The organism is Pseudomonas sp. LA5, from assembly GCF_028640825.1.
GTDB lineage: Bacteria > Pseudomonadota > Gammaproteobacteria > Pseudomonadales > Pseudomonadaceae > Chryseomonas > Chryseomonas aestiva.
Window position 1 is genome coordinate 195858 of the sequence record NZ_JAQYZY010000037.1, and the last position, 23237, is coordinate 219094.

A 23237-nucleotide genomic window follows, 5' to 3' on the forward strand; every position below is an offset into this window, starting at 1 on the left:
GGAAGGCCACGATGAACTTCAGCTGGGATGTGTTCTGGCAGTACCTGCTGCACCCGAGCGACGTCTACCTCTACGGCCTCGGGCTGACCTGCGTCATCGCCATCGGCGCCATGCTGCTAGGCTGCGCGCTCGGCCTGCTGGCGGCGCTGGCACGGCTGTCGCGCTATCGGGCGCTGCAATACCCGGTGCGCTGCTATGTCTGGCTGATGCGCGGCACGCCGCTGCTGGTGCAGATCGTCTTCCTCTACACGGCCCTGGCGGCCGGCGGCATCTTTCGCTTCGAGGACCTGGACCTGGGCTTCCTGGTGATCCCGGGCAACATCCAGGCGGCCATCATCGCCCTGGGCCTCAACGAAGGCGCCTACATGGCCGAGATCATCCGCGCCGGCATCGGTGCGGTGGATCGCGGCCAGTACGAGGCGGCGCGCTCCCTGGGCATGACGCCGGCCAAGCTGATGCGCCGCATCGTACTGCCCCAGGCGCTGCGGGTGATCATTCCGCCGCTCGGCAACGAGTTCAACGTGATGCTCAAGAACACCACCCTGGTCAGCGTCATCGGGGTGCAGGAGCTGCTGCTCAGCACCCAGATGATCACCTCGGCGACCTTCCGCGTCTTCGAGCTGTACCTGGTGGTGGCCATCTACTTCCTGGTCCTGACCACCCTCTGGGGCTTCTTCCAGGCCTGGCTGGAGCGGCGCTTCGGCAAGGCCGACGGTCACCGACCCACCGCCACCGGCCGGCTGTTCAGCCTGCAGGGCTTCAAGCTACGGGGACGCTAGCCATGACGACCACGCAAGAATCCGTGATCCAGGCGCTGGAGGTGCACAAGGCCTTCGGCGAGCTGGAGATCCTCAAGGGCGTGACCCTGGAGGTGCGCCGCGGCGAGGTGGTGGTGCTGATCGGCGCCTCCGGCTCGGGCAAGACCACCTTCATCCGCTGCCTCAACCACCTGGAAGACATCCAGGGCGGCACCATCCGCGTCAACGGCGAGCTGATGGGCTTTCGCGAGCGTGCCGATGGCTCGAGAGTCAGGGACTCCGAGCGCAATATCGCCCGCCGCCGCCGCGACATCGGCATGGTGTTCCAGAGGTTCAACCTCTTCCCGCACATGACGGTGCTGGAAAACATCATCGAGGCGCCGATCCAGGTGCTGGGCGTGGCGCGGGCCGCCGCCGTGGAACAGGCCCGCGCCCTGCTCGCCCGGGTGCGGCTGTCCGACAAGGCCGAGCACTATCCGGCGCAACTCTCCGGCGGCCAGCAGCAGCGCGTGGCCATCGCCCGCGCCCTGGCGATGAAACCCCAGGCCATGCTGTTCGACGAACCCACCAGCGCCCTCGACCCGGAAACCGTGGGCGAGGTGCTGCAGGTGATGAAGGAGCTGGCCGAAGACGGCATGACCATGGTGGTGGTGACCCACGAGATGGGCTTCGCCCGCGAGGTGGCCGATCGCGTGGTGGTGCTGCACCAGGGCGAGCTGATCGAGGAAGGCCCGCCGGCCCAGGTGTTCGGCAATCCCACCCATCCGCGCACCCGCGAATTCCTCAGCCGCGTGCTCTAGACCGGAGACCTCCATGGCCGTTCGTCCCCTGCTGGCCGCCCTCGCCCTCTGCCTGACGCCCCTGACCCAGGCCGCCGAGTCCGAAGTGCGTTTCTACAACTGGTCGGACTACATAGGTCCGGACACCCTCAAGCAGTTCACCGAGGCCAGCGGCGTCCAGGTGCGCTACGACGTCTTCGACACCAACGAGATGCTCGAAGCCAAGCTGCTGTCCGGCCACTCCGGCTATGACCTGGTGGTGCCGTCCAACCAGTTCCTCACCAAGCAGATCAAGGCGGGCGCCTACCAGCCACTGGATCGCAGCCGGCTGTCCAACTGGCAGCATCTGGATCCACGGCTCATGCAGCGCCTGGAAGCGGCCGATCCCGGCAATCGCTACGCTGTCCCCTACCTCTGGGGCACCGTGGGCATCGGCTACAACGCCGCCAAGGTGCGCGCCGCCCTGGGCGATGGCGCCCCGGTGGATTCCTGGGACCTGCTGTTCAAGCCGGAGAACCTGGCCAGGCTCAAGGGCTGCGGCGTGGCCCTGCTCGATGCGCCGCAAAAGGTCTTCGCCCAGACCCTGCACTACCTGGGCCTGGACCCCAACAGCCGGAAACCCGAGGACTACCGCAAGGCCTCCGCGTTGCTGCAGCAGCTCAAGCCGTCGGTGACCTATTTCAGCTCCAGCAAGTACATCACCGACCTGGCCAACGGCGACGTCTGCGTGGCCATGGGCTATTCGGGCGATGTCCTGCAGGCCCAGAGCCGCGCCAGGGAAGCCGGCAAGACCAGCGACGTGCGCTACGTGATCCCCAGGGAAGGCGCCAATCTCTGGTTCGACATGCTGGCCATCCCCAAGGACGCCAAGAATCCCCAAGGGGCCCTGGCGCTGATCGACTACCTGCTGCGCCCCGAGGTGATCGCCCCGGTCAGCGACTATGTCGGCTACGCCAATCCCAACCGCGACGCCACCGCCCTGCTCGATGCCAAGGTCCGCGACAACCCGGGCATCTACCCGAGCGCGGCCATCGCCGAGCGCCTCTACGTCTCCGCCGATCTGCCGCCGCAGATCCAGCGGCTGATGACCCGCGAGTGGACCCGTATCAAGACCGGACAATGACCTCGAAGAGCCTGCCATGCTGAATTTCTCTGCCCACGACTACCCCTATGCCTCGCAACGCCAGAGCGTTTTCGCGCGCAATGGCATGGTCGCCACCTCCCAGCCGCTGGCCGCCGAAGCCGGCATCACCATGCTGCGCCAGGGTGGCAACGCCATCGACGCGGCCATCGCCACCGCCGCGGCCCTGACCGTGGTGGAACCTACCGGCAATGCCATCGGCGGCGACGCCTTCGCCCTGGTCTGGGTCAAGGACCAGCTGCATGGCCTGGACGCCAGCGGCCATGCCCCGGCCAGCCTCGACATCGCCACGGTCAAGGCCGCCGGCCACGAACGCATGCCGGTGCACGGCTGGCTGCCGGTCACGGTGCCGGGTTGCCCAGCGGCCTGGGCCGAGTTGTCGCGCCGCTTCGGCAAGCTGCCCTTCGCCACCCTGTTCGAACCCGCGATCGCCCTGGCCCGAGACGGCTTCCCGGTGTCGCCGGTGGTCGCCTACCAGTGGCGCATCGCCCAGGCCGAGTACCAGGCCAGCCGGGACCAGGCGCCTGAGCTTGCAGCCTGGTTCGACACCTTCCTCATCGACGGTAAAGCCCCAGTCGCCGGCCAGCTGTTCCGCAATCCGGCCCAGGCCCGCACCCTGGAAGAACTGGCACAGACCCAGTGCGAGAGCTTCTACCGCGGCGCCATCGCCCGGCGCCTGGCCGAGCATGCCGCGGCCAGCGGCGGTCACCTGACCACGGCGGACCTGGCCGGCTACCAGCCGCGCTGGGTGGAGCCGATCAAGGTCGACTACCGCGGCTACCAGGTGTGGGAGATTCCGCCGAGCGGCCAGGGCCTGATCGCCCTCATGACCCTGAACATCCTCAAGGGCTACGACTTCGACCAGCGCGACAGCCAGCTCACCTGGCACCGCCAGCTGGAAGCCATGAAGAAGGCCTATGCCGACGGCCTGCACTACATCACCGATCCCGAGCACATGAGGGTCGCCGCCAGCGTCCTGCTGGACGATGCCTATGCCGAGCGCCGCCGCGCCGAGATCACCGACCAGGCCCAGCCGCCGCTGCATGGCGATCCCCAGGCCAGCGGCACCGTCTACATCGCCACCGCCGATGGCGAGGGCAACATGGTGTCCTTCATCCAGAGCGCCTACCACGGCTTCGGCTCCGGCGTGGTGCTGCCCGACAGCGGCATCGGCCTGCAGAATCGCGGCTCGGAATTCAGCCTGGATGCCGGCCACTCCAACGCCCTGGCGCCGGGCAAGCAGACCTTCCACACCATCATCCCGGGCTTCCTGAGCAAGGGTGACGTGCCCATCGGCCCCTTCGGCGTCATGGGTGGCTACATGCAGCCCCAGGGCCATGTGCAGATGGTGATGAATCTGGTGGACTTCGGCCTCAATCCCCAGGCGGCGCTGGACGCCCCGCGCTGGCAGTGGCTGGGGGAGATGAAGGTCGGCATCGAGCAGGCGGCTTCCCGCGCCCTGGCCAGCGGCCTGGCGCGGCGCGGTCACCAGATCGAGATCGCACACGACTCCACCGACTTCGGTCGCGGCCAGATCATCGTCCGCGATCCGCAGACCGGCGTGCTCTGCGGCGGCACCGAGCCGCGCGCGGATTCCCATATCGCGGTCTGCTGACCGCGGGGACGGCCCCGCCCGGCTCCGGGCGGGGCGCACCCTCAGAGCGCGATACCGGCCGCCCTGGCACGGGCGGCGTGCAGCTTGCGATAGCTGTCGATCAGCCGCAGGTGCTTGTCGAGGCCTTCCAGCCCGAGGCTGGTGGGCGTCAGGCCAGGGAAGCGCACCTCGCCCGAGACCGAGCCCAGGGCGGCGTCCAGGCGCTCCTCGCCGAACATCCGGCGGAAGTTGACCTCGAAGTCGGCCAGTTCCAGTTCGTCGTCCATTTCGACTTCCAGCACCGCATTGAGCGCCTGGTAGAACAGGCCGCGCTCCAGGGTGTTGTCGTTGAACTGGAGGAAGGTCTCGACCGCTTCCTTGGCCTCTTCGAATTGCTGCAGCGCCAGGTGAATGAGCAGCTTGAGCTCCAGCACGGTCAGCTGGCCCCAGACGGTGTTCTCGTCGAATTCCACGCCGATCAGGGTGGCGATGCGGATGTAGTCGTCCACCTGGGTATCGTCCAGGCGTTCGAGCAGGGACTCCAGGGCCGCATCGTCCAGCTGGTGCAGCGTGAGGATGTCCTCGCGCACCGCCAGCGCCTTGTTGGTGTTGTCCCAGATCAGGTCCTCGACCGGATAGATCTCCGAATAGCCCGGCACCAGGATGCGGCAGGCCGGTGCGCCCAGGTCCTCGTACACCGCCATGTAGGCTTCCAGATCCCGTTCGGCGAGGATGCCGAACAGGGTGGCGGCCTCCTGGGCGGTGGCATCTTCGCCCTCTCTGGAAAAGTCCCAGTCGACGAAGTCATGGTCGGCCCTGGCGCTGAAGAAGCGCCAGGAGACCAGGCCGCTGGAGTCGATGAAGTGCTCGACGAAGTTGTTCGGCTCCATCAGCGCCTGGCTCTCGAAGGTCGGCTGCGGCAGGTCGTTGAGGCCCTCGAAGCTGCGGCCCTGAAGGAGCTCGGTGAGGCTGCGCTCCAGGGCGATCTCCAGGCGCGGATGGGCGCCAAAGGAGGCGAACACCCCGCCGGTGCGCGGATTCATCAGGGTCACGCACATCACCGGGAATTCGCCACCCAGGGAGGCATCCTTGACCAGCACCGGAAAGCCCTGGGCTTCCAGGCCGCGAATACCCTCGACGATGGCGGGATAGCGCGCCAGCACCGCCTCGGGCACGTCGGGCAGCGCCAGTTCGCCTTCGAGGATCTCGCGCTTCACCGCCCGTTCGAAGATTTCCGACAGGCACTGCACCTGGGCTTCGGCGAGGGTGTTGCCGGCGCTCATGCCGTTGCTGAGGTAGAGGTTCTCGATCAGGTTCGAGGGGAAGTACACCACCTCGCCATCGGACTGGCGCACGAAGGGCAGCGCGCAGATGCCGCGCGCCACGTTGCCGGAGTTGGTGTCGTGCAGGTGCGAGGCGCGCAGTTCGCCTTCCGGGTCGTAGAGCTTGCGGCAATGGCGGTCGAGAATCTCCCGGGGCAGCGCATCCTTGGGCCCGGGCTGGAACCAGCGCTCGTCGGGGTGGTGGACGAAGGCCGCGTTGCCGATGGCCTCGCCCCAGTACTGGTCGTTGTAGAAGAAGTTGCAGTTGAGGCGTTCGATGAATTCGCCCAGCGCCGAGGCCAGGGCGGCTTCCTTGGTCGCGCCCTTGCCGTTGGTGAAGCACAGCGCCGACTGCACATCGCGCAGGTGCAGCGACCAGACGTTGGGCACGATGTTGCGCCAGGAGGCGATCTCCACCTTCATGCCCAGGTCAGCGAGGATGCCGGAAAGCTTGGCGATGGTCTCTTCCAGCGGCCGGTCCTTGCCGGGGATGTAGGTTTGGCTACCGGTATCGCTGGGCAGCAGCAGGGCCTGGGCATCGGCGTCCAGGCTCTCCACCGCCTCGATGATGAAGTCGGGGCCGGCCTGCACCGCCTTCTTCACCGTGCAGCGGTCGATGGACCTGAGGATGCCCTGGCGATCCTTGTCGGAGAGATCCACGGGCAGCTCTACCTGGATCTTGAAGGTCTGTTTGTAGCGATTCTCCGGGTCGACGATGTTGCTCTGCGCCAGGCGGATGTTGTCGGTGGGAATGTCGCGGGTCTGGCAGTAGAGCTTGACGAAATAGGCCGCGCAGAGCGCCGAGGACGCCAGGAAATAGTCGAAGGGACCCGGGGCCGAGCCGTCACCCTTGTAGCGGATGGGCTGATCGGCGATCACCGAGAAGTCGTCGAACTTGGCCTCGAGCCTCAGGTTGTCGAGAAAATTGACCTTGATTTCCATGCACAGCATTCCGGTTTGGAGACAGATTGGCCGCCATTATCCGGACAAAGGGGCGCGGGCGATATGCAGGCCGTCGTCTCGTGGACCCCGGGGCAGGCCTCGTCAGTCGTTAGTCCAGCAGAAAGATGCCGTCTGGATACCGTGCGCAGAGGAAGTCGACAAAGGCCTTCACCTTGGGGCTCTGCAATCGTCGCGAAGTGTGCAGCACCCAGAGTTCGGTCTCACCGGCGAGGGTGCCCCAGCGCCTGAGCGCGCCTTCGTCCAGCTGACGTTGCACCAGCGAGAGCGGCAATAGCGCTGCACCTGCACCGGCCAGTACCGCCTCGCGGATGGTCAGCAGCGAAGTCAGCTGCAAGACCGGCTGGGGCAGGAAGCGCTCCCCGCCCTCCGTAAGCGTCCAGACCTCGCCCTCGCCCTCGCGCTGGCCGGGCATGACCACCGCAGGCAGAGGCGCAGGCTCGGCACCAGCCGTCAGAGGGCCTTCGAGGCCCGGGGCGGCGACCAGCACCCGGCGGTCCCGGGCGAAGCAGCGACCCACCAGGGTGGTGTCGGGCGCGGGGTTGATCCGAATGGCCAGGTCGAAGTGTTCCTCCACCAGATCGACCAGGCGATCCTCGGCCACCGCCTCGATCAGGATCTCCGGGTACTGCCGGCGAAAATCCGCACTCAGCCGGCCCAGCGCCACCTGGGAAAACAGCAGCGGCGCCGCGATGCGCAACCGCCCGCGTGGCACCGCCACCCCCTCCTGCACGGCCGCCAGCGCCTCCTGCAACTCGCGCAGCGGCCCCAGGGTCCGGGCCGCCAGGTCGGCACCGGCAGGCGTCAGGACGAGACTACGTCCACCCCGCTCGATCAGCCTGACGCCCAGGGCGACTTCCAGTTCGGCCAGTCGCCGCGACAGGCTGGCCTTGGGTCGACCACTGGCGCGACTGGCCTTGCCAATGCCGCCATGAGTGGCGATGAGCTGAAAATCGGCCAGCAGGCTGAAGTCCATCAAGCTGTCTCAATAATGGAACGGTATGTCCCTATCCTAGCGGCTATTGGCCTAAGGTGGGACGACTTAAGGTGGTTCTACCCCTCACCCACCTGGAGTTACCGACATGACCATCCTCGTCACTGGCGCCACCGGCCGCGTAGGCCGCCACCTCGTCCACCAACTGGTACAGCGCCAGGCCAAAGTCCGGGTGCTGACACGCAATCCGGCCAACGCCGATTTTCCCGCCACCGTCGAAGTCATGCAGGGCGACCTGCTCGATCTCGCTGCCCTGCGCCGCGCCTTCGCTGGCGTGTCCACCCTTTTCCTGCTCAACGCCGTGATCGGCGACGAATTCACCCAGGCGCTCATCACCCTCAACATCGCCCGGGAAAGCGGCGTCGAGCGGATCGTCTATCTCTCGGTCTTCGGCGCCGACAGCGCGGTCAACGTGCCGCACTTCGCCGTGAAGTTCGGCGGCGAGCGGATGCTGGACGCCATGGGTTTCAGTGCCACCGTCCTGCGGCCCACCTACTTCATCGACAACGAGGTCATGATCAGGGACATCATCCTGCAGCATGGGATCTATCCCATGCCCATCGGCAGCAAGGGCGTGGCCATGGTCGACGCCCGGGATATCGCCGAGGTCGCAGCGCTCGAACTCATCCGCCGCGATCAGGCGATCGACAAGCTGCCCAGCGAAACGATCAACCTGGTCGGCCCGGACAGCCTCACAGGCGCAGGCGCCGCGGCGATCTGGAGCGAACTGCTGGGCCGCCCCGTCCACTACGCCGGTGACGATCCGCGCGGCTTCGAACAGAACATGGCGACCTTCATGCCGGCCTGGATGGCCTACGAGATGAGGCTCATGGCCGAGCGCTATGTCAGCGACGGCATGTTGCCCGAGCCCGGCGACCGCGAACGGCTGGTCCGGCTGCTGGGGCGACCGCTGCACAGCTATCGGGACTTCGCCAGGGCGCTGATCGGCTGACGGGTATCACCCTGGCGCTGGGTGGCTCGACAGTGCACGCTTGCCAACGAACATTATACGTTATATAAAAATGTATATCGATCTGACCCAGGCGCGTTCAAGATGACTCCTCCCACCCGGCCCCTCCCCGGCGGCACCCTCTCCTCTCAAGACATGCAGGCGCGGGCCCAGGAAGTGGCCGCCCTGCTCAAGACCCTGGCGCATCCGGTCCGGCTGCTGCTGGCCTGCGCCCTTGCCGAAGATGAATACGCGGTCGGCGAACTGGAGGCCCGTCTGGACATCCACCAGCCCACCCTTTCCCAGCAACTCGGCGTGTTGCGCGAGGCTGGTCTGGTCGCCACCCGCCGCGAGGCCAAGCAGATATTCTACCGGCTCACCGAAGACAAGGCCGCCCAGCTGTTGCAGGCGCTCTACCAGATCTTCTGCCAGTCCGAGAGCCAGACGCCATGATCCTATCCTCCTATATGCCCGCCCTGGGTGGCGGTCTGCTGCTGGGCCTGGCCGCCAGTTTGCTGTTGCTGGTCAATGGCCGGATCGCCGGCATCAGCGGGATCTTTGGTCGGCTGCTCGGGGCGCAACAAGCCGGCACCGGCCTGGTCTTCGTGCTGGGCCTGGTGCTGGGACCGCTGCTGGTGAGCGGCCTGCACGCGCCTCCCTCCCTGACCGTGGACGCGACCTGGCCCCAACTGCTACTGGCGGGGCTGCTGGTCGGTTTCGGGACGCGGCTGGGCTCGGGCTGCACCTCGGGCCATGGCATCCTCGGCGTGGCCCGAGGTTCGCGCCGCTCGCTGGCCGCCACGGCGGTCTTCCTGGCCTGTGGCCTGGCCACGGCCACCCTACTGGGGCTGCTGCGATGAATTCTTGCCGCCTGGTCGTAGCGCTGCTGGCCGGCCTGCTCTTCGGTAGCGGCCTGGCCCTCTCGGGGATGCTCGATCCCGCCCGCGTGCTGGGTTTTCTCGATCTCGCCAGCGGACGCTGGGACCCTAGCCTGCTGTTCGTGCTGGGCGGCGCCCTGCTGGTGGCGCTGCCCGCGGTCCAGCTCCAGCGCCGGCTGGCGCGGCCCTTGCTCGACAGCGCCTTTCACCTGCCGCCCACCGTACCTGTCGACCGCCGCCTGCTACTGGGCGCTCTGATCTTCGGCCTTGGCTGGGGGCTGGCCGGGCTATGCCCCGGGCCCGCGCTGGCAGGCCTGGGGCTGGGTATCGCCAAGGTCTATGGCTTTGTCGCGGCCATGGTCGTGGGGATGGTGCTGCATGACCGGGGGCTGGCCCGACGCGAGACGGCGGCGCCCAAGGCCTGAGCGCCAGGTACTTCGGGCGTGAGGCGTGGTCCTAGCTAGGGATGCGGGGGCATTTCAACCTGCGTCTCCCGCGCACAGGAGCATCCCATGTGTGGCCGCTTTGCCCAGTACCGCTATGCCCTCGATTACCTGGACGCCCTGGGCGCCGCGCCTGCGGATGTCCGCACCGGCCTGGAACCCCGCGCCCTGGGTCGCTACAACGTGGCGCCGGGCACCCGCGTCCAGCTGCTCCACCAGCAGCAGGACGGCCTGCACCTGGACCCGGTGCTCTGGGGCTACCAGCCCGCCTGGGCGCGCCAGGCCAAGCGTCCGCCGGTGATCAACGCGCGCGTCGAAACGGCGGCCACCAGCCGGATGTTTCGCGGCCTCTGGAAGAACGGCCGTGCCCTGGTGGTAGCGGATGGCTGGTACGAGTGGAAAAAGGACCCTACAGATCCCAAGCTCAAGCAGCCCTACTTCATCCGGCTGAAATCCGGCGAGCCGCTGTTCTTCGCCGCCATCGGCCACTTCCACCCGGCTGACCAGGCACCCGACGAGGATGACGGCTTCGTCATCGTCACCGCCGCCTCGGACGCCGGGATGGTCGATATCCATGACCGCCGCCCGCTGGTCCTGCCGCCGGCCGTGGCCCGCGAATGGCTGGACCCCGAGCTGTCCATGGAGCGCGCCGCCGAGATTGGTGAGATCGAAGCAACGCCGGTGGAGGCCTTCGACTGGTATCCGGTCGGCAAGGCCGTGGGCAGCGTGAAAAACGATGGACCCGGACTGCTGGAGCGGATCGCCGAGCCGCTGGTGTAGCGGATCGACGGGGGCTTTCCGCCGGGCACCGACGCGCCGAGTTAGGCTTCAGCGACCTGGCGATCCACCCCCGAACCGCCGCCGATAATCCCCCGGGCTCAGCCCCACCACGCGGGTGAAGACCTTGCGGAAGGCACCCGGATCGCTGTAGCCCACTTCCCAGGCGACCCGTTCGAGGGGCAGGCGGCTGGCCTGCAGCAGTTCCCGGGCACGACCGACGCGCAGTTGCTGGCCGTAAGCGGTGGCGGTCATGCCGGTGGCCTGGCGAAAACGGCGCAGAAAGGTGCGCGGTTCCAGGCCGGCGCGGCGGGCCAGGGTGTCCAGGGCGATGTCCTGGGCGCCGCTTTCCTGCAGCCACTCCTGCACGGCGAGAATGGCGCCGTCGCCATGACTCAGGCGCGGGGAAAAGGCGCTGTAGTAGCGCTGCTGTCGACCCGGTGGGTCGATGACCAGGATGCGCGCGGTGTCGAGCATCCGCTTGGCGCCAAGGTAGCGATCGACCAGGCGCAGGCCGAGGTCGGTCCAGGCCATGAGACCGCCCGCGGTGACGAGATCCTCGCCGTCGATGAGGAGCTGGTCGGCGTCCAGGCTGACGGCAGGAAAACGCGCATTGAAGCGCTCGACATGGAGCCAGTGGGTGGTGGCGATGCGACCGTCGAGCAAGCCGGTTTCCGCCAGCAGAAAGGCGCCGGCGCAGATCGAGGCCAGACGCACGCCGCTCTGATGCTGCCGACGTAGCCACTCGCGATAGGGCGCAGCCGCCTCCGCTGTGATTGGCTCAGCCAGGCTGGGTGGCAGGATCAGCACGCTGGGTGAGCCGCTCGCTGCGGGCAGTGAGTCGTAGACCCGGCTGGGCGCTGCTGCGCCCTCCTCAAGCCGCCAGTGGCTGACGCGCAAGCGGGGCCGCTCGGCATCCTCCGCCGTTCCCGTGAAGCGCCCGGCGATCTCGAACAGATCGGTGAGGCCGTGCACCGTCGCCCATTGCACACCGGGATAGAGCAGCAGACCGAGTTCGATCGGCGGTTGATCGTGCATGTGTCGCTGGCGCCCCTGAAGTTGTCGGTCACGCCTCTTCGCCCGGAGGCGCGGCTGGCCAATCATGGCCGGACCCGAACCTGAAGCATCTTCCGAGAGGCTGGACATGAGCAAGCACGCCGTCGTCGTCATCGATCTGCAGAACGAATACCTTCCCAGCGGCAAACTGCCCCTCAGTGGCATCGAGGCCGCGGTCGCCAAGGCCGCGCGGATCATCGCCCACGCCCGCGACCAGGGCATTCCGGTGATCCATGTGCAGCATCAGTCGCTCAGCGCCGAGGCGCCGATCTTCGTGCCCGGCAGCGACGGCGTCGAGATCCAGGCCGCGGTCGTGCCCCGGGCCGGCGAGCCGGTGGTGCTCAAGCACTATCCCAATGCCTTTCGCGAAACCAACCTCAAGCACCTGCTGGACGAGCGCGGTATCGAGTCGCTGGTGGTGGTGGGTGCCATGAGTCATATGTGTATCGACGCAGGCGTGCGCGCCGCAGCCGACATGGGGTACGCCGTGACCGTGATCCACGATGCCTGCGCCACCCTGGATCTGGAATTTGAGGGCGTCAGGGTGCCGGCGGCCCAGGTGCATGCCACGCTGATGGCGGCGCTGGCCTTCGCCTATGCGACGCTGGAAGCCACCGACGCCTATCTCGCCGGCTGAAACGCCGCCGCGCCCGCGGCGACGTCCGGCACCCCCTGGTCGATCAGCCCCAGCCGCGCGACCCGGGTGCCTGGTGGCAGCAGGGCGCCCGGCGCGATGACCGCATTGGCGCCCAGTCGGCAGCCGTCGCCGATCAGGGCGCCGAACTTGACCACCCCGGTGTCTATCACCTGGTCGCCGTGGCGGATGCGGATGAGCGCGCCGTCACTTTCGTTGCGGTAGTTGGCGACGATGGCGCCCGCTTCCAGATTCACCCCGCTGCCGATCAGCGAATCCCCGACGAAGTTGAAGTGGGCGAGCTTGCTGCCGTCCAGCAGCAGGCTGCTCTTCAGCTCGCAGGCCGGGCCCACCACGCAGTGAGCGCCCAGATGGACACCGCCGCGCAGATAGGCGCCGGCCGCCACCAGGCTGCCTGGGCCGATGATGACCGGTCCCTTGAGTACGGCACCGGGCTCCACCATTGCCGTCTCGTGGATGGCACTGTCGCCCTGGCGGCGATAGCCGGGACCGAGCCGCGCCAGCAGCAGCCTGACCCGATGCTCGCAGGCGCCGGTATGGGTCCAGGGCTGAGCGGCTTCCAGACCCAGGGTGGGCCAGGCAGCGATGAAGGTGGCGATATCCAGATCAGGCATGACGGGCCTCGGCAGTGGTGGAACACCTGCCGATTCTGACCTGAGTTCCCTGCCTGATGCTCGCCCCGGCGGGCGAAAGATTCAGCCGTCGCGCAGGCGCCCCAGATGACCGCTGAGCATGGCCGCGACGGTGCGGCAGGTGCTTTCCGCCGGCAGCTCCTCATCGAACAGCAGCTCCACGGTGGAGTGGATCAGCTCGACCACGATCCGCGCGACCTGGGCGACGGCGGCCGGCGGCACGCCAGGCAGCAGCAGCACCAGCAACGCGGCCTGCTGCGCCGCCACCCGGCGATGCGAATCCAGCCGCACGTGCTCCAGCGAGGGCACCGCGCGCAGCGCCTTGAGGATCCACATGCCCCCGGCGGTCTCGGCGGTGACCCGGTAGGTATCCAGCAAAAGCCCGGTCAGGACGTCTTCCACCCGCTCCAAAGGACCGGCCAGCAGCTCGGCATTGATCCGCCCGTCTATCTGCGCATTCTGCTTTTCCAGCAGGCGCCGACCCAGCTCCTCCAGCAGGGCGTACTTGTTGGGAAAGTAGCGGTAGAGCGCCGGCGGGGTCAGCCCCGCGCAATCGCAGACCAGATTGGTCGACAGCCGCTCGATGCCAACCTGACACAGCACCTCCGCCGCCGCCGCCAGGATGCGTTCATAGGTTTCCGCTGCCCGCTGCTGGCTGGGGCGGGCCTTGGGCGTGGCGCGGGAGGATGGAGCGGACTCTTTGGCGACCATGAAAAAGCTCTCGGCTGAACGAAAAAACCCTTGATGGGCAGTAAAATGATAGTTATAACTATCGTGTAGCGATAACTATCATATCAGCAACAGCGTTGCCTTACTGCCTCCAGCCACAACCACAACAATCAGCAGGAGTCTCCTCCATGAAAACACCCCTCGCGCTCGCCGCCGCCTTATTGGCGCTCCCCCTCGCCCCCGTGCTGGCCGCCGACGCCGTACCGGTCCAGGGACTCTGGCTGACCGCCGACCAGGGCGCCGCGGTCAAGGTCATGCCCTGCGCCGACAACGCCGGTGCCCTGTGCGGCACCATCGTCTGGGACAAGGACGCCGGCAATGCCCATGACACCTGCGGCACCCGCATCTTCCAGATGAGTCGCGACGACGGCGGCACCTGGCGCGACGGCTGGGTATTCGATCCGCGCGATGGCAAGAAGTACAAGGGCTACGTCCGCCGCAAGGGCGACGACCTCAACATCCGCGCCTATGTCGGCACCGAGGTGCTCGGCAAGACCGAACAGCTCACCCCGCTGAGCGCCCTTCCCGCCACCCCGCACTGCAGCTAAGCCACCGCAAGGAGCGACCCCATGAACCGGATTCTTCACCGCACCCAGGCGGCGGCCCTGCTGTGCCTGAGCGTTCTCGGCAGCGCGGTCCAGGCCGACGACGACCTGGCCAGCTATGCCCTGACCATCACCCCGCGTCTGCTCTCGGACGTGCGTAACCGCGGCATCTCCGACTCGCTCAATCGGCCGGGGGCGAAGGTCACCGTGGAATTCGCCCACGAAAGCGGCCTGATCGGCCTGGCGGAAATCGGCACCGTGAGCAAGAAGCAGTTCATCGACGGCGATGGCGCCAACGTGCTGCTGGCCGGCGGCTACCGCTTCGGCGATCCGGAGGCCTGGCACTTCGGTGTCGGTCTGGCCGGGGAATTCTTTCCCGGTGCCCACTTCAAGGCGCCCAGCCGCATCGATCCGGAGACCGGCGCTCCCGATGGCTTGCGCAGCACCAACTACAACAGCCAGTTCGCGGTGCTGGAGATCGGCTACGGGGCCCTGCAGGGGCGCATCCTCAACGTGCTCTCGGAAAACTATCGCGGCGCCAACACCGCCGGGGTCTGCGGCGCCCAGCTGCAATTCAATCCCGACCCGACCAAGGGCCTGGAGTGCTATGCCAAGGGCGAGCACAACTCCCGCGGCAGCCTGCTCTACGACCTGGACTATCGCTACGAGCTGACCCCGCGCACCAGCCTCAAGCTGCACGCCGGCTACCAGCAGATCCGCAACTTCTCCGAGGCCAACTTCAGCGACTACGGCGTGGGCCTGGTGCATCGCCACTGGGGCTTCGACTTCGGCCTGGACTACCTGAGCCCCCATACCCGGGCGCGCGAACTCTACATCGCCGAAGACGGCGACCATCAGCGCGCGACGGACGAGGCCCGCTGGGTGCTGTCCGTGGCCCGTCCCTTCTGAGCCGGCGCCCATGAAACCTCACGTCTTCGCCACGCCGCCCGCACCGGCCCAGGCCACCGCCCTCGACGGCCTGGTGCTGGTGGTGGATCTCGGCACCTCCGGCTGCAAGAGCGCCCTGGTCACCCTCGGCGGCGAGGTGGTCGCCTGGACCTTCCATGGCGTCACCCTGCACGTCGAGGGCCACAGCGCCGAACAGGAACCGGAAGACTGGTGGCAGGCCTTCCTGCGCGGCGCCGGCGAATTGCTGGCAGCGGACCCGGCACGGCGGCGGCGGGTGGTGGCGGTGTGCTGCTCGACCCAGACCGAGGGCACGGTGTGCGTGGACGCCAACGGCCAGGCCCTGGGCCGGGCGCTGCTCTGGCTGGACATGCGCGGCGCCGAATCCGTGGCGCGGCGGGTCGGCGGCGGCCGGCTGAAGGTGGCCGGCTACTCGCCGTTCAAGCTGTGGCGCTGGATCCGCCTCACCGGCGGTGCGCCCTCGCTGTCGGGCAAGGATTCGGCGGGCCATATCGCCTACCTGCAGGACCATCAGCCGGAGCGCTATGCGCGCACGGTGAAGTTTCTCAATGTCCTCGATTTCATGAATCTGCGCCTCACCGGGCGCTGCTGCGCCACCGCCGATTCCATCTGCACCGCCTGGATCACCGACAACCGCGATTCGCGCCAGGTGAAGTACGACGCCGGGCTGATCCGCACCCTGGGCTTCGACCGCGACAAGCTGCCCGATCTGGTGGATTCCGCGGAGGTGATCGGCACCCTGACCGGCGCGGTGGCCGACCAGCTCGGCCTGCCGCGCAGCACCCCGGTAGTGGCCGGCTCGGTGGACACCTCGGCGGTGGCGGTGGGCTCCGCGGTGGAAGACTTCGCGCCGCACCTCTACCTGGGCACCTCCTCCTGGCTGGGCGCCCATGTGCCCTCCAAGAAGTCCGATGTCCTGCGCCACATGGCCGCCGTGCCCAGCGCGGTCAAGGGCCGCTACCTGGCCATGGCGCTGCAGACCGCGGCGGGTGCCAACCTGTCCTTCCTGCGCGACAAGGTGCTCTACCACCCGGACGAACTCCTCAGCGACGAACAGCACCCGGATCTCTATGCCCTGCTCGACCGCATCGCCGCCCGGGTGCCGGCCGGCGCCCGCGGGCTGCTCTACACCCCCTGGCTGTATGGCGAGCGCAGCCCGGTGGACGATCCCAGCCTGCGCGCGGCGCTGATCAACCTGTCGCTGGAGCACACCCGCGAAGACATCATCCGCGCCTTTCTCGAAGGGGTGGCGCTCAACACCCGCTGGATGCTGGAACCCTTCGGTCGCTTCCTCGGCCGCCGACCGGAGCGGATCACGGCGGTGGGCGGCGGCGCCCAGTCCAATCTCTGGTGCCAGATCATGGCCGACGTCACCGGCCACGTGATCGCCCAGCCCGATGCGCCCATCCAGGCCAATGCCCGGGGCTCGGCCTATATCGCCGCCGCCGGCATCGGCGCCCTGACCTTCAGCGATGTGCCGGCGCTGCAGCGACCGCCGCGCCTCTACCAGCCCTGCCCCCAGGCGAGGGCGCGCTACGACGACAGCTACGCCACCTTTCTCGAAGTCCGCCGGCGCCTGGCGCCGCTCTACCGCCGCCTCAACCCCAACCAGGGAGCCCGACCATGAGCGATACCCTCGAAGCGCGCGAACAGGTGGTCGATCTCTGCCTGCACCTGGTGCGCCGCGGCTTCTTCGCCGCCACCGGCGGCAATCTGGCCCTGCGCCTGGATGCCGAGCGCATCGCGGTGACCCCCTCCGCCCTCGACTACTACCAGATGGGCGCGGAAGACGTCTGCATCCTGCGCCTGGCCGACCTGCACCAGCTCGAAGGCGATCGCGCGCCCTCGGTGGAAACCGGGTTGCACGCCCGGGTGCTGCGGCGCTTTCCCGCCGCGGGCTGCAGCCTGCATACCCACCAGCCGCTGGCCAGTGCCTGCACCCTGCTGGGCGAGGCCCTGAGCGTCGACGACCCCGAGCGCTGGCCCGAACTGGGCCGCCACCTGCCGCTGGTGGGCTATGCCCCCTCCGGCACCAGCTGGCTGGCCAAGCGCCTGGATCGCGCCCTGAGCGCCGAGAGCCCGGCCTATCTGCTGCGCAACCACGGGGTGCTCTGCTACGGCGCCAGCGCGCGGCAGACCCTGGCGGTGCTGGAGCAGCTGGAAGCCTTCTGCGAGCACTACCTGGTCGGCCGTATCGCCAACCGCCCCGGCGTCTCCGCCGCCGACAGCCTGGCGCGCCAGCGCCTGCTGACCACTCTCACCGCCTCCCTCCCGTCCTGAGGTCCGCCATGAACCAGCCCCTGACCACCCCGCCGCCCCTGGTACCCACGCCGCCGGCGATTTCCGCCTGGCCGGATACCGAGACGCTCTATCGCCGTTTCGACGCCCTGGTCAAACAACCCATGCGCCCGCTGCGCCGCGATGCCCTGGCCAAGGTCATGGGCTATTTCGACGAGCGCTGCCAGGGCTCGCGGCGACTGGCGGAAGAAGCCAAGCGTTTCATCCCCGGGGGCATCCAGCACAACCTGGCGTTCAACCATCCCTTCCCCCTGGCCATCTCCCGGGCGGAAGGTGGCCACCTCACCGACGTCGACGGTAACCGCTACATCGACTTTCTCCAGGCCGGCGGTCCCACCCTGCTCGGCTCCAATCACCCCGGCGTGCGCGAGCAGGTCCAGCGCATCCTCGCCGAGTGCGGCCCGGTCACCGGCCTGCTGCACGAATACGAGGTCAAGCTCGCCGAACTGGTCTGCCAGAGCGTGCCCGGCATCGACCAGGTGCGGCTGCTGGGCTCGGGCACCGAGGCGGCCATGGCCGCGGTGCGCCTGGCGCGGGCCTATACCGGGCGCCGCTGGATCATCAAGATCGGCGGGGCCTATCACGGCTGGAGCGATCAGCTGGTGTACGGCATGCGCCTGCCCGGCACCGGACGCATGGAGGCCCTCGGCATTCCCCGGGGCGCCACCGCCCACACCCAGGAAAGCCCGCCCAACGACCTCGACGCCCTGCGCCGGCGCTTGCAACTCAATCGCCTGCGCGGCGGTACCGCGGCGGTGCTGGTGGAACCCTTCGGCCCGGAGAGCGGCACCCGCCCGGTGCATCCACAGTTCAATCGCGAGGTGCGCAAGCTCTGCGACGAATTCGGCGCCCTGCTGATCTTCGACGAGGTGGTGACCGGTTTTCGCGCCGGCATGGGCGGTGCCCAGGGCTACTTCAAGGTGCTGCCGGATCTCACCGTGCTCGGCAAATGCCTTACCGGCGGCTATCCCATGGCCGGGGCCCTGGGCGGCAAGGCCGAGGTCATGCAGCTGCTGGTGGGCGGCATCGGCACCTCGTCGAAGCGCGCCTTCGTCGGCGGCACCCTGTCGGCCAATCCGCTGTGCTGCGTGGCCGGCTACTACGCCCTCAAGGAGATCCAGCGCCTCGACGCCGCCGGCCAGGCCGGTCGTGCCGGCGATCGGCTGCGCCAAGGGCTGGACGAGATCATCCAGCGCCGCAACCTGCCCTATGTCGCCTACAACCTGGGCTCCATCGTCCATCTGCAGACCTCCGGCGTGCTGCTGCTCGACACCGGCAACCCGCTCAAGCTGCTGCGGGTGCGCAACGAAGCCAAGGCGCGCAAGCACATGATGGAAGAGATGGGCGCGGCCTATACCGCCCATGGCCTCATCACCCTGGCCGGCAGCCGCATCTACACCAGCCTGGCCGACACCGACGCCGTGATCGACGACGCCCTGGAGCGTTTCGACCGGGTCTTCCAACTGGTATGAGGCCGCCCATGAAAGCCGAACTGCGCCAGCAATGGCTGGATCTGCAGCAACGTCTGGCCCGCCAGGGCGAACGCTCGGCCCTGGCCCTGTCGGTACGCATACCGGGGGCGGGCAGCCTCTGGTACGGCACCCTGGGCGATGCCGCCCCCTGCGAGATCGAGCTGACCCGCAGCAGCGGCGGCGCCCTCGATCACGCAATCATCTACCGCTCGCGACCGGATGTCGGCGCCATCATCCAGGGGGCCGGGCGCTATGGGCAGCATGTAGCGGACTTCGGCGGCCAGTTGCCGCAGCTGTTCGACGAGCAGGCCCGGCACCTGGGCCGGATGGCGCCCGCGGTGACCAGGAGCAACGCCCTGGCGGAAGCCCTGGCCGACCAGGGCAACGTCCAGCTGCTCGGCGGCCAGCCGCTGTGCCTGGGGACCACCGCCAGCCGCGCCGCCCTCAATGCCGAGCTGTTCGAGAAATGCGCCAAGGCCTACACCCTGGCCCAGGCCACCGGCGCGGCGCTCACCCGCCTGCCCTGGTGGGTGGTGCTGATCGCCACCCGCCGGCTCCAGCGCGACCAGCGCGCTGCCGCCGAGGCCTTCCGCCAGGGCCGGCTGCCGGCGGAAAGTCGCGGTTACTAGTTACTCTTCGAAGGTAGAGCCCATGACCGTCACCTCGCCCTCTCCGCCCCGCCAGGTCTGCGCCGCGCTGCTGCTGGGGTCCCTGGCCCTGCTCATCCTCGGCCTGCAGCCGCTGCTGCTCGGCGAGCTGTTCACCAGCGGTCGCGCCAGCCTCGATGGCCTGGGCCTGGTGGCCATGGGCGAGATCGTCGCCCTGGGCCTGGGGGTCATCGCTGGCGAGGCCCTGGGCCCGCGCCTGGGGCTGCCAGCCGTCCTGGTACCGGCGACGCTGCTGGCGGTCGCCGCCGACCTTGCCAGTGCCCAGGCCAGCGGTGATCTGCTGCTGCTCGGCCTGCGCGCCCTCGCCGGCCTCGGCGAAGGCCTGCTGCTCTGGGCGGCGGTGGCGCTGATCGTGCGCCAGCCCGCCGCCGAGCGCCTATCCGGCCTGTTCATGGCGCTGCAGACCTTTTGCCAGGGACTGCTGGCCGCCCTGCTGGCGCTGTGGATCCTGCCGCGCCTGGGCAGCCCCGGCGGCTTCCGGCTGCTGGCCGGCGTGACCGCCCTGGCCCTGCCGCTGACCGCCGCCTTGCCCCGCCGGCTGGCGGCGCTGGAGATTGCTGGCAGCGTGCCCGTCCGCCATCGCTGGCAGCTCCCCCAGGCCCTGCTGCTGGCCTTCGTCGGCTGCCAGCTGGCGGCGATCGGTGCGCTCTGGGCCTATCTGGAGCCCTATGGTGAAGCCCTCGGGCTGAACCCCGGCCAGGCCCAGACCCTGATCGCCGCCAGCTTCGCCGCGCAGTTGCTCGGTGGTCTGGCCGGCGCGGCCCTGGTGGCCTGGTTGCCGGCCGCCGCCACCCTGACCCTGGCGACCCTGCTGCTGGGCAGTCTGGCCGCGCTGATCTACGGCCTGGCACCGGGGGCGCACCTGACCTTCGCGCTGCTGTGCCTGGCCTTCACCTTTCTCTGGCAGACCCTCACCCCCTTCCAGATCAGCCTGGCCCTGCGGCTGGACGCCAGTGGCCGCGTCGCCACCCTGGTGCCTTCGCTGCAGCTGCTCGGCTGCGCCGCCGGCCCGGCGCTGGCGTCTCTCTGGCTGCAGGGCGCCGCGGTCCGGCCCGCCGCCCTGACCAGCGCCCTGCTCACCCTGCTGGCCCTGGGGCTGGCGGCCCTGCTCGCCCTCAGTGCCCCCGGCTCCCGGCCGTTGCCACGCTGGCGCTGGCAACGCCCAGGCTGAATACTGCCGTCGTCGCCGCCTCGCCTCCTTCCTGCCCCCTTGCGGACTGCTGCCATGAATGCGCCCCTCCCCGATTCCGCTTCTGCCTGCGCCCCGGTCGACCCCGAGGCCCTGCAACGGCTGTTCGCCGCCCAGGGACCACGCGCCCTGGCCCTGCGCGGTTCCAGCGCCGCCGAGCGCCTGACCCTGCTGCAGCGCCTGCATGGCGCCCTGGTGGCGCGGCGGGGGGCGCTCTATGCGGCCTTTCGCCAGGACTTCGGCAAGCCCGAGGTGGAGGTGGAACTGTCGGAGATCATGCCGGTGCTGGAAGAGATCCAGCACGCGCGCCGCCACCTGCGCCGCTGGATGAAGCCGCGGCGGGTGCGACCGACCCTGACCTCCCTCGGCTGCCCGGCGCACATCCACAGCCAGCCACGCGGTCGCTGCCTGATCATCGGCCCCTGGAACTACCCGGTCTCCACCCTGCTCGGCCCGCTGGTATCGGCGCTGGCGGCGGGCAACAGCGTGATGCTCAAGCCCTCGGAATTCACCCCGGCGGTCAATGCGGTGCTGCGCGAGCTGCTGGCCGAGGCCTTCACCCCGGACACCGTGGCCTTTTGCGAAGGCGACGTCACCACCGCCCAGGCGCTGCTGGCACTGCCCTTCGATCACTTCTTCTTTACCGGCTCCACGGCCGTGGGCCGTCTGGTGATGCAGGCCGCCGCCCGGCACCTGGCCTCGGTGACCCTGGAACTGGGTGGCAAGTCGCCGGCGATCATCGACGCCAGCGCCGACCTGGACGCCGCCGCCGAGTTGCTGCTCTGGGGCAAATTCCTCAATGCCGGCCAGTCCTGCGTCGCGCCCGATCATGTCTTCGTCGCCCGCCGCCTGCTGCCGGCCTTCAAGGAACGCTGTCGTGCCCTGCTGGTGCAGCGCTACGGCACCGATGCCGCCGCCAGCCCGGACTACGCCCGGCTCATCCACCCGCGCCACGCCAGCCAGCTGATCGGGCTGCTGGAACAGGCCCAGGCCGCCGGCGCGCAGCTGATCCACGGCGGCGCGCACGATGCGGCCGGGTGCTATCTCGCCCCGACGCTGCTGGATTGCTCGGCCGTCGACAGCCCCCTGGACAGCCAGGAGCTGTTCGGTCCGCTCTTGCCGGTGATCGCCTACGACGACCTGGAGGAGGTGCTGCAGCGCATCGACGCCGGTCCCAAGCCCCTGGCGCTCTATCTCTGGAGTCGTGATCGCGCGGTGCAGCGACGGGTCGTCGCCCGTACCAGCTCCGGCAGCGTCGGCGTCAATCTGTGCATGCAGCAGTACACCCAGCTGCACCTGCCCTTTGGCGGCGTCAATCACTCCGGCAGCGGCAGCGCCCATGGCCAGGCGGGCTTTCGCACCTTTTCCCACGAGCGCAGCGTGCTCGCCGCCGGTCCGCTGCTGGCCGTTCGTCTGCTGCTGCCGCCCTATTCGCCGTTCAAGCTGCGGCTGGCGCAGTGGGTGTCGCGCCTGACCGGAGGCGGCTAGATCCAGTACGCGAAGTGCCTGCATCATCGGCGCTGCTTCGTCGCAAGGCCTGGAGCGCCAGCCCGGTCGGAAGCCTCGTTCACCGCACCTGCACGGCCCTTCCTCGACCTTCCGGTTCGGGCGCGCTCACCTGTCGAGTCGCCTTGTGCCGTTACTCCCCAAGGTCGTTTCAACTCGCCTCACCTGCGCTCGGCGGCGTTCGTAAAGGGCCGAGAAAACGCCCAGCAGGGCGCACCATCCGCCGGGAATGACGCTTCCGAGGATGCACGAGCGGCAAACCAGCCTTTAGAATGACGGGCCGCCAGCCTTGGGCGTGCCAATCTGCAATCGGCGCGGTCCAAGCCCGGCATGGGTTACCCTTGCACGTGAATTCTATTGGAGCGGTGAGCTGAACGATGGGCTTTGAGCAACTAGCTGAACTACGCGACCGCCTGCGGGCCGAAAAAGCGCAGGTAAAGACCGAGAGTAACGAGCGGCCGGCGCGGAGACCTTCACCGAAAGCCAAGCCCCGCGAGCAGAAGCCCCGCGAGCAGGATCCGGTGGTCGAAGGCATCCGCCGTCTGCAGAAGCACTTCCCGCTGGCCTTCCCGGTCAATCCGGCCCCCAAGGTGCCGCTCAAGGAAGGCATCCTGAAGGACGCCGAGCAGCACCTGGAGCGCCTGGGCATCACCGGTGACCAGCTCAAGCAGTCGATCGCCACCTGGTGCCGTGGCACCCGCTACTGGGCGGCCATGACCGAAAACGCCCCGCGCCTGGATCTGGATGGCCAGCCGGCCGGCACCGTGACCGCTTCCCAGGCGGTCTATGCCAAGCAGCAGGCACGCCGCCAGCGCGCCCAGGCCCGCCGTGAGCAGGCCAAGGCCAAGGCGGACACCGCCGCGCCGGTCGAAGCTGAGGCGCCTGCAGCGGCCGAGGCCGTCGCCGTCCCCGCGGACGACGCCTCCGCCTGAGGCCCGCTGCCCCTGTCGCCCTGACAGGGGCAG

General features: G+C 68.6%; 24 protein-coding genes. 19 read left to right on the plus strand and 5 right to left on the minus strand.

Annotated elements, in window-relative coordinates; all coding sequences use genetic code 11:
* Positions 1 to 11 precede the first annotated feature (11 nt).
* Genes PVZ72_RS12915 through PVZ72_RS12930 form a run of 4 tightly spaced genes read left to right on the plus strand, consistent with a single transcriptional unit; the run spans position 12 to position 4293 of the window.
* The gene (locus tag PVZ72_RS12915; protein ID WP_187979482.1) at positions 12 to 779 is read left to right on the plus strand and encodes an amino acid ABC transporter permease; all 768 of its coding nucleotides are present in this window, start codon (positions 12 to 14) and stop codon (positions 777 to 779) included.
* A gap of 2 nt (positions 780 to 781) precedes the next feature.
* Positions 782 to 1558, plus strand: a complete 777-nt coding sequence (locus PVZ72_RS12920) for an amino acid ABC transporter ATP-binding protein (RefSeq protein WP_187979483.1) — start codon at positions 782 to 784, stop codon at positions 1556 to 1558.
* A 13-nt stretch (positions 1559 to 1571) separates the two neighbouring features.
* Positions 1572 to 2660 carry a polyamine ABC transporter substrate-binding protein gene (locus PVZ72_RS12925; protein ID WP_273862102.1) on the plus strand — a complete coding sequence of 363 codons (1089 nt, stop codon included), beginning with the start codon at positions 1572 to 1574 and terminating at the stop codon, positions 2658 to 2660.
* Between the two features lie 16 nt (positions 2661 to 2676).
* Positions 2677 to 4293, plus strand: a complete 1617-nt coding sequence (locus tag PVZ72_RS12930; protein WP_273862103.1) for a gamma-glutamyltransferase family protein — start codon at positions 2677 to 2679, stop codon at positions 4291 to 4293.
* Positions 4294 to 4334: 41 nt separating this feature from the next.
* On the opposite strand, the gene PVZ72_RS12935 is transcribed toward PVZ72_RS12930, so the two are convergent.
* Both PVZ72_RS12935 and PVZ72_RS12940 read right to left on the minus strand, forming a co-directional pair.
* A complete protein-coding gene (locus PVZ72_RS12935; RefSeq protein ID WP_273862104.1) occupies positions 4335 to 6536 on the minus strand; it encodes an OsmC domain/YcaO domain-containing protein in 2202 nt (733 codons plus the stop codon).
* Between the two features lie 109 nt (positions 6537 to 6645).
* Positions 6646 to 7530, minus strand: coding sequence for a LysR family transcriptional regulator (locus tag PVZ72_RS12940; RefSeq protein WP_273862105.1), 885 nt, complete (start codon positions 7528 to 7530; stop codon positions 6646 to 6648).
* Between the two features lie 106 nt (positions 7531 to 7636).
* On the opposite strand from PVZ72_RS12940, the gene PVZ72_RS12945 reads away from it, so the two are divergent.
* From PVZ72_RS12945 to PVZ72_RS12965, 5 genes are all read left to right on the plus strand, one after another.
* Complete coding sequence (locus PVZ72_RS12945) at positions 7637 to 8500, plus strand: SDR family oxidoreductase (RefSeq protein WP_273862106.1); 864 nt, start codon at positions 7637 to 7639, stop codon at positions 8498 to 8500.
* Positions 8501 to 8602: 102 nt separating this feature from the next.
* Positions 8603 to 8950, plus strand: a complete 348-nt coding sequence (gene bigR, locus PVZ72_RS12950) for a sulfite-sensing transcriptional repressor BigR (protein WP_443218249.1) — start codon at positions 8603 to 8605, stop codon at positions 8948 to 8950.
* Positions 8947 to 9357, plus strand: coding sequence for a YeeE/YedE family protein (locus PVZ72_RS12955; protein ID WP_273862107.1), 411 nt, complete (start codon positions 8947 to 8949; stop codon positions 9355 to 9357). Before bigR ends, PVZ72_RS12955 begins: the two co-directional genes overlap by 4 nt.
* Complete coding sequence (locus PVZ72_RS12960) at positions 9354 to 9800, plus strand: YeeE/YedE family protein (RefSeq protein WP_273862108.1); 447 nt, start codon at positions 9354 to 9356, stop codon at positions 9798 to 9800. The genes PVZ72_RS12955 and PVZ72_RS12960 overlap by 4 nt, the downstream gene beginning before the upstream one ends.
* Positions 9801 to 9887: 87 nt before the next feature.
* A complete protein-coding gene (locus PVZ72_RS12965) occupies positions 9888 to 10598 on the plus strand; it encodes an SOS response-associated peptidase family protein (RefSeq protein ID WP_187979491.1) in 711 nt (236 codons plus the stop codon).
* A 48-nt stretch (positions 10599 to 10646) separates the two neighbouring features.
* On the opposite strand, the gene PVZ72_RS12970 is transcribed toward PVZ72_RS12965, so the two are convergent.
* Positions 10647 to 11633 (minus strand): GlxA family transcriptional regulator, encoded by a 987-nt coding sequence (locus PVZ72_RS12970; protein ID WP_273862109.1) that lies wholly within the window; start codon positions 11631 to 11633, stop codon positions 10647 to 10649.
* Positions 11634 to 11739: 106 nt separating this feature from the next.
* On the opposite strand from PVZ72_RS12970, the gene PVZ72_RS12975 reads away from it, so the two are divergent.
* Entirely contained in the window at positions 11740 to 12288 is a 549-nt protein-coding gene (locus tag PVZ72_RS12975; RefSeq protein WP_273862110.1) for a cysteine hydrolase family protein, read from the plus strand.
* Here the strand turns inward: PVZ72_RS12975 and PVZ72_RS12980 are convergent.
* Both PVZ72_RS12980 and PVZ72_RS12985 read right to left on the minus strand, forming a co-directional pair.
* A complete protein-coding gene (locus PVZ72_RS12980) occupies positions 12273 to 12920 on the minus strand; it encodes a transferase (protein ID WP_273862111.1) in 648 nt (215 codons plus the stop codon). The genes PVZ72_RS12975 and PVZ72_RS12980 overlap by 16 nt on opposite strands.
* An 81-nt stretch (positions 12921 to 13001) precedes the next feature.
* Positions 13002 to 13649, minus strand: coding sequence for a TetR/AcrR family transcriptional regulator (locus PVZ72_RS12985; protein WP_273862112.1), 648 nt, complete (start codon positions 13647 to 13649; stop codon positions 13002 to 13004).
* A 146-nt stretch (positions 13650 to 13795) separates the two neighbouring features.
* Here PVZ72_RS12985 and PVZ72_RS12990 point away from each other — a divergent pair, with 146 nt between their 5' ends.
* From PVZ72_RS12990 to PVZ72_RS13030, 9 genes are all read left to right on the plus strand, one after another.
* On the plus strand, positions 13796 to 14215 hold the full coding sequence (locus PVZ72_RS12990; RefSeq protein ID WP_187979494.1) for a DUF2147 domain-containing protein: 420 nt from the start codon (positions 13796 to 13798) through the stop codon (positions 14213 to 14215).
* A 21-nt stretch (positions 14216 to 14236) separates the two neighbouring features.
* Entirely contained in the window at positions 14237 to 15121 is an 885-nt protein-coding gene (locus PVZ72_RS12995) for a TorF family putative porin (RefSeq protein WP_133860827.1), read from the plus strand.
* Between the two features lie 10 nt (positions 15122 to 15131).
* Positions 15132 to 16766, plus strand: a complete 1635-nt coding sequence (locus PVZ72_RS13000; protein WP_273862113.1) for a xylulokinase — start codon at positions 15132 to 15134, stop codon at positions 16764 to 16766.
* Entirely contained in the window at positions 16763 to 17419 is a 657-nt protein-coding gene (locus tag PVZ72_RS13005) for a class II aldolase/adducin family protein (protein WP_273862114.1), read from the plus strand. The genes PVZ72_RS13000 and PVZ72_RS13005 overlap by 4 nt, the downstream gene beginning before the upstream one ends.
* Before the next feature lie 8 nt (positions 17420 to 17427).
* A complete protein-coding gene (locus PVZ72_RS13010) occupies positions 17428 to 18909 on the plus strand; it encodes an aspartate aminotransferase family protein (RefSeq protein WP_273862115.1) in 1482 nt (493 codons plus the stop codon).
* A gap of 8 nt (positions 18910 to 18917) precedes the next feature.
* The gene (locus PVZ72_RS13015; RefSeq protein ID WP_273862116.1) at positions 18918 to 19538 is read left to right on the plus strand and encodes a class II aldolase/adducin family protein; all 621 of its coding nucleotides are present in this window, start codon (positions 18918 to 18920) and stop codon (positions 19536 to 19538) included.
* 22 nt (positions 19539 to 19560) lie between these two features.
* Positions 19561 to 20748, plus strand: a complete 1188-nt coding sequence (locus tag PVZ72_RS13020) for a hypothetical protein (protein WP_273862117.1) — start codon at positions 19561 to 19563, stop codon at positions 20746 to 20748.
* A gap of 54 nt (positions 20749 to 20802) precedes the next feature.
* Positions 20803 to 22254 carry an aldehyde dehydrogenase family protein gene (locus PVZ72_RS13025; protein WP_273862118.1) on the plus strand — a complete coding sequence of 484 codons (1452 nt, stop codon included), beginning with the start codon at positions 20803 to 20805 and terminating at the stop codon, positions 22252 to 22254.
* A gap of 395 nt (positions 22255 to 22649) precedes the next feature.
* Positions 22650 to 23204 (plus strand): ProQ/FinO family protein, encoded by a 555-nt coding sequence (locus tag PVZ72_RS13030; RefSeq protein ID WP_273862119.1) that lies wholly within the window; start codon positions 22650 to 22652, stop codon positions 23202 to 23204.
* The last annotated feature ends 33 nt before the right edge of the window (positions 23205 to 23237 follow it).

What these genes read in the sequence shown, in the direction of transcription:
- PVZ72_RS12915 (WP_187979482.1), top strand. Translation starts at nt 12, where the DNA reads ATGAACTTCAGCTGGGATGTGTTCTGGCAGTACCTGCTGCACCCGAGC.
- PVZ72_RS12920 (WP_187979483.1), top strand. Translation starts at nt 782, where the DNA reads ATGACGACCACGCAAGAATCCGTGATCCAGGCGCTGGAGGTGCACAAG.
- PVZ72_RS12925 (WP_273862102.1), top strand. Translation starts at nt 1,572, where the DNA reads ATGGCCGTTCGTCCCCTGCTGGCCGCCCTCGCCCTCTGCCTGACGCCC.
- PVZ72_RS12930 (WP_273862103.1), top strand. Translation starts at nt 2,677, where the DNA reads ATGCTGAATTTCTCTGCCCACGACTACCCCTATGCCTCGCAACGCCAG.
- PVZ72_RS12935 (WP_273862104.1), bottom strand. Translation starts at nt 6,536, where the DNA reads ATGGAAATCAAGGTCAATTTTCTCGACAACCTGAGGCTCGAGGCCAAG.
- PVZ72_RS12940 (WP_273862105.1), bottom strand. Translation starts at nt 7,530, where the DNA reads ATGGACTTCAGCCTGCTGGCCGATTTTCAGCTCATCGCCACTCATGGC.
- PVZ72_RS12945 (WP_273862106.1), top strand. Translation starts at nt 7,637, where the DNA reads ATGACCATCCTCGTCACTGGCGCCACCGGCCGCGTAGGCCGCCACCTC.
- bigR (WP_443218249.1), top strand. Translation starts at nt 8,603, where the DNA reads ATGACTCCTCCCACCCGGCCCCTCCCCGGCGGCACCCTCTCCTCTCAA.
- PVZ72_RS12955 (WP_273862107.1), top strand. Translation starts at nt 8,947, where the DNA reads ATGATCCTATCCTCCTATATGCCCGCCCTGGGTGGCGGTCTGCTGCTG.
- PVZ72_RS12960 (WP_273862108.1), top strand. Translation starts at nt 9,354, where the DNA reads ATGAATTCTTGCCGCCTGGTCGTAGCGCTGCTGGCCGGCCTGCTCTTC.
- PVZ72_RS12965 (WP_187979491.1), top strand. Translation starts at nt 9,888, where the DNA reads ATGTGTGGCCGCTTTGCCCAGTACCGCTATGCCCTCGATTACCTGGAC.
- PVZ72_RS12970 (WP_273862109.1), bottom strand. Translation starts at nt 11,633, where the DNA reads ATGCACGATCAACCGCCGATCGAACTCGGTCTGCTGCTCTATCCCGGT.
- PVZ72_RS12975 (WP_273862110.1), top strand. Translation starts at nt 11,740, where the DNA reads ATGAGCAAGCACGCCGTCGTCGTCATCGATCTGCAGAACGAATACCTT.
- PVZ72_RS12980 (WP_273862111.1), bottom strand. Translation starts at nt 12,920, where the DNA reads ATGCCTGATCTGGATATCGCCACCTTCATCGCTGCCTGGCCCACCCTG.
- PVZ72_RS12985 (WP_273862112.1), bottom strand. Translation starts at nt 13,649, where the DNA reads ATGGTCGCCAAAGAGTCCGCTCCATCCTCCCGCGCCACGCCCAAGGCC.
- PVZ72_RS12990 (WP_187979494.1), top strand. Translation starts at nt 13,796, where the DNA reads ATGAAAACACCCCTCGCGCTCGCCGCCGCCTTATTGGCGCTCCCCCTC.
- PVZ72_RS12995 (WP_133860827.1), top strand. Translation starts at nt 14,237, where the DNA reads ATGAACCGGATTCTTCACCGCACCCAGGCGGCGGCCCTGCTGTGCCTG.
- PVZ72_RS13000 (WP_273862113.1), top strand. Translation starts at nt 15,132, where the DNA reads ATGAAACCTCACGTCTTCGCCACGCCGCCCGCACCGGCCCAGGCCACC.
- PVZ72_RS13005 (WP_273862114.1), top strand. Translation starts at nt 16,763, where the DNA reads ATGAGCGATACCCTCGAAGCGCGCGAACAGGTGGTCGATCTCTGCCTG.
- PVZ72_RS13010 (WP_273862115.1), top strand. Translation starts at nt 17,428, where the DNA reads ATGAACCAGCCCCTGACCACCCCGCCGCCCCTGGTACCCACGCCGCCG.
- PVZ72_RS13015 (WP_273862116.1), top strand. Translation starts at nt 18,918, where the DNA reads ATGAAAGCCGAACTGCGCCAGCAATGGCTGGATCTGCAGCAACGTCTG.
- PVZ72_RS13020 (WP_273862117.1), top strand. Translation starts at nt 19,561, where the DNA reads ATGACCGTCACCTCGCCCTCTCCGCCCCGCCAGGTCTGCGCCGCGCTG.
- PVZ72_RS13025 (WP_273862118.1), top strand. Translation starts at nt 20,803, where the DNA reads ATGAATGCGCCCCTCCCCGATTCCGCTTCTGCCTGCGCCCCGGTCGAC.
- PVZ72_RS13030 (WP_273862119.1), top strand. Translation starts at nt 22,650, where the DNA reads ATGGGCTTTGAGCAACTAGCTGAACTACGCGACCGCCTGCGGGCCGAA.